4 protein-coding genes are annotated in these 4,280 nt (G+C 54.9%); 2 read left to right on the forward strand and 2 right to left on the reverse strand.

Features of this window, described 5'->3' with window-relative positions; genetic code table 11:
• The coding region (locus tag AB8B76_RS09770) for a methyltransferase (RefSeq protein WP_405272080.1) at nt 1-138 on the forward strand (138 nt) is incomplete at its 5' end.
• Between the two features lie 122 nt (nt 139-260).
• Nucleotides 261-1,217, forward strand: coding sequence for a hypothetical protein (locus AB8B76_RS09775; RefSeq protein ID WP_405272074.1), 957 nt, complete (start codon nt 261-263; stop codon nt 1,215-1,217).
• A gap of 96 nt (nt 1,218-1,313) precedes the next feature.
• Here AB8B76_RS09775 and AB8B76_RS09780 read toward each other — a convergent pair whose 3' ends face one another.
• Both AB8B76_RS09780 and AB8B76_RS09785 read right to left on the reverse strand, forming a co-directional pair.
• Complete coding sequence (locus AB8B76_RS09780; RefSeq protein ID WP_405272076.1) at nt 1,314-3,560, reverse strand: alginate lyase family protein; 2,247 nt, start codon at nt 3,558-3,560, stop codon at nt 1,314-1,316.
• A 60-nt stretch (nt 3,561-3,620) separates the two neighbouring features.
• On the reverse strand, nt 3,621-4,280 hold a 660-nt coding region (locus AB8B76_RS09785), incomplete at its 5' end, for an SDR family NAD(P)-dependent oxidoreductase (RefSeq protein WP_405272077.1).

Below are 4,280 nucleotides of genomic sequence, written 5' to 3' on the forward strand. Positions count from 1 at the left end.
CGACCAGATGGCGAATTATGGGTCATCGGTAACCGGCACCTTGCTTACCACAGCTCCCTAAAAAGACACTTTGGCTACGTCGAGCTAGTAACCTCGAATGCCAAGTTCGTTATTCTTCGCGCGGCGCAAGCTCGGTGAGGAGTGGCTGGACCGGAATCGTAGGTCTCAGACTATTCTGCTGCGCAGCTGCAGCTTTCGAGCCCTACTCCGAGTAGTGTAGTAGGCTCCCGAATTAGTTCTTCGTCAGGAGCCTGCAAGCCGTGTTTTACCCAATCAGAGCAAAACGATACTCGCTGTTCTTAGCAATTTTTCTCGGAGCGTGCGGAGTTCAACAGCCTCAAGTCGTTGATAGCAGCTTTGTCATAGAAGCTGCAGCCCCTGCTTATCCGTCGGGCGAAGGTCCCATCGTATTGATAGATGAGGGCCACTACAATTTCCACACCGCAGATGGTCGTTACCGTCCATTCGCAGATTTGTTGCGCAGCGATGGCTACGTAGTGCAGCCCCTGAACTCAAAGTTCACACGCACCTCCCTAGCCCAGGGCCGAATCCTGCTGATCGCCAATGCGCTTGCCGAAAAAAATGTCGACGATTGGTCGTTGCCAAATCACCCCGCTTTTACAGATACAGAAGTCGATGCTGTAGCGGCTTGGGTAGCCGAGGGCGGCGCACTATTACTTATTGCCGATCACATGCCTATGCCCGCCGCCGCGGCGAAACTGGCAGAGGTTTTTGGCGTCCGTTTCGAAAACGGCTACGCAATCAGGAGAGGGTTCGAATCACCACGCCCTCCGATCGTCTTTGATCGAGCGAGCGCAGGACTCCGAGATCATGCCATTACTCGCGGTCGTCATGCCGGCGAACGCATCGACTCCGTCGCGACTTTTACCGGTCAGGCCTTCCGAGTGGAGGACAACGTTACGGAAAGCAATTTTGCGCCGTTACTCGTGTTCGGTCCCTCGACCGAGTTGCTTTATCCTGAGAAACCCGCGGTGTTCACCAACAGCACTGAACGCGTCAATATCGAAGGTTGGTACCAGGGCCTTGCGATGTCTTTCGGCAAGGGGCGCATCGCCATATTCGGAGAGGCTGCGATGTTCAGCGCCCAGTTCCTGGGCGAGGAGCGACGGCCCATGGGAATGAACTCGCCAGTCGCGAAACAAAACGCGCAGTTCGCCCTGAACACAATGCACTGGTTGTCGAAGCTATTGGATTAGCCTTCAGTAAGGGCTCGCCGCATTGCGTTGATCCCGGTCTGTACGAATTCTGGGCAGGGGCTCTAGGTAAGTTCAGAATCTGGTTCCGAAAGATCGTTACAGAAGAGGGGTCCACTGAAAAGGACCCGTCCACTGATGCTTACGCCCACCAACTTCAAGCGTATGGTTCCCGCCGGCCGACACATCTCGGTTGGCAACGATGAGTAAAGACCTCTCCCCTCCGTGCCACTGAATACCTACAGCGCTGTAGTCTTTCGTGCTGAGAAGAACCTCAACGTGATCCACATCACCGGGAACGTCGACAGCTGACTCAGATACAGGGTCGTAGCCTCCGTGGGACTGAATAGTTGAGGCGAAAACAGTTGGACGACCCGACTCTCTGCGAATAATCAGACTGGGATCGCGCCGCAAGTTAAAATCAGGGTCGTTGGCACCTAATCGTGCCAGTAACAGCTCGTCATCTTTCTCAGTTGCGGTGGTAATAGTGTTGAAGCGCCCCCCATCAAGCCAGGTAAATGTCGCCGAGGTTCCTAGGTCTTTACCCACGGCTTCCCGCCATAAGTGCTCATAACCGTGACCATCTCCGAGAACGTGGAATTCTTCATCCTGTGCCAAGCTGAAGTTCGTGTGAATCACTTGCCCGAGGTAGTGAAACGGTAGGTCGTAGGTACGAGGGCTATCACTCATCACGCGCAGGACATCGATGACGACGGGGTTTTCTTGGGGCGAGCGCAGCATGGCCACCGTTCTTTGGATGACACTTCCCGCATAAGCATTCGCTTCTAGTGCGCTGACAATCTGGAAGCCGTCGTCTCCAATATCGCTGAACAGCAGGTCTGAATGGTTGCGACTCGACGCGTCGTACTCACCGCCAAACTGAGTCTGACCATCAACAACCAGCGTGTTAGCTGCGACCGTTTGCTTTGCCCATGATGCGTTTTCAGGCAAGTAGTTGCCCCCACCCTTTTGTTCAATATTAACGAACCTGACAAGACCGTAGTCTTGTAGTACTTCGCGACCGTCGTCGTGAACAGCGATTGCCAGCTTGTCGAAATGCCCGTGACTCAAACCGTGGGCACTGAACTTGAATACGGTCTCCAACCCAGCTTCAGGATCACGAAGCACAGCGATCCCCCCCTGCTCCCCGTCAGGGCCATCGCGCAAAATCACGGATCGCTTTAAGAACGGTTGCGCACGCCCTTCCTCAACAGCCAACGCCACAGCCATGCCGCTTTGATCAAGGACAACCCGCCCTTGCTCCTCTGCCACAGAAAGAAGGGCAGGATCCTGCTCGCCATAAAGATAGGCAGCATCCACAGCCGTAACGAGACTGCTATTGGTTATGGACATCCCTTTTTGGGCATCGTTGATGGGAAAGAACTCACCCTGGGAATCAGCCAGATTCAGCAGCGCATAGGTGGCCTTCACCAGCACGGTATCTTTTTGCTGCAGCACCCGTTTGTCGGGATAGGCGTTTTCCATGGCGATTGAAAACGCGAGGAACGGATACATGGCGTAACGCTGATAATAAGGACCTTCCGTGTAATAACCGTCCGGCGAGAACGGCGCGTCCAGGTTGGCCAGGAACCCACGACCCTGCCCTTCAGAGCTAATGAGTCCTCCATCGTTGTCACGCGCCTCACTATCCACGCTAGCCTCAAAGCCATAAAGTGCTCGATTAATTAGCTCTTCATCGCCCATCGCAACACCAATCATGCCAACCGCCGCGCTACCCCATGCACTGTGGTTGTGGATTCGATTGTAAAACTGTGGGTTGTCTAAAGAGATGAAGTCCGCGAAGGGCCGAAACAGATCCCGCTCAAGCAACTCACGGTCCTCAACACTCAGGAATTCGTAGATAGCGTCATACGCCTGAGCCATGTAAAGCAGCCAGTTAGCATCATTCAGGCACTGCCAGAATAAGCGACCTCGCGCGTAGGAGCGTTCCTTCGGATGGAGCGGCAGGGTCGGATACAGCGCGGCGTACTCCAAGAGCATGTCCCGTACGTAATTGCCATAGCGCGGCTCATCAAGGATCTGATAGAGAAGCGCTGCCTTCTGAGCGACGAAGAAATTACGCTTGTGCCGCTCATGCGTGTAGCCGCCGGAAAAATCCTGCGGGACAGGTACGTCAATGCCCAGAGCGATTTCCCGGTCCACATCCTCCCTCGCGCTACGAAGGCTGTGATCGAAGAGCGGCGCCTTCCCGAGGTTCGCCCGGATCGACTCAACGCCGTCACGCGTAAGAAGCAGCGCCGGGTGCTCCATGGCAAATCCAGCGAGAGGACTTAACAAGGCAGCCACAATAAGCCAGGAAGCAAGACGCTTGAACAAGTTCCTCAAATCAACACTCCTGGCAAGTGACTGCCCGCATTACCCGTCGACCACTCGATAATTCAATACTTAGGAGAACAGAAGTCCGCCGTTCGTATCGAGGTTAACGCCCGTCAGGAACGAAGATTCCGCAGACAGCAGGTACGCCGTAATATCGGCGATTTCTGAAGGGTGACCCTCACGGCGCAGCGGCGTAGAGGCTGCGATATTTTTGCGAACCTCATCTTTGCTGAAGGTGTCGTGGAACGTGGTGCTGATCACTCCGGGACACATCGCATTCACGCGAATGTTCTGGGGGCCAAGCTCCTTAGCCATAGATCGGGTAAAGGTCATGATCGCGCCTTTCGATGCCGCATAAGCAGAAGCACCTGGACCTCCACCATCTCTGCCCGCCTGCGACGCCAAGTTGACGATCGCCGAACCATCACCCATGTGAGGTACGCAAGCCTTGGTTAGCATGAACGTTGAATTCACGTTGAGTCGCAGAACCTGGGAGAAAAAATCATCATCCATCTCCGACAAGGTTTTGCGCGCAACAAGGCCCCCCGTCACGTTAACCAGTCCATCGATGCGGTCGCCGAAGGCCTCTACGCCCGCGGCAACTAGGCTCGCGACGTCGGCGGCGCTTGTCATATCACCCTGGAGAAAAACACATTCACCGCCCGCGGCCCGAACATCTTCCTCTGTCTGTTTCGCCTGCTCAGTGGAACCGAAATAGTTAACCACCAC

Origin of the sequence: Congregibacter sp. (assembly GCF_045107095.1) — a bacterium.
In the GTDB taxonomy this organism is placed as follows: Bacteria; Pseudomonadota; Gammaproteobacteria; order Pseudomonadales; family Halieaceae; genus Congregibacter.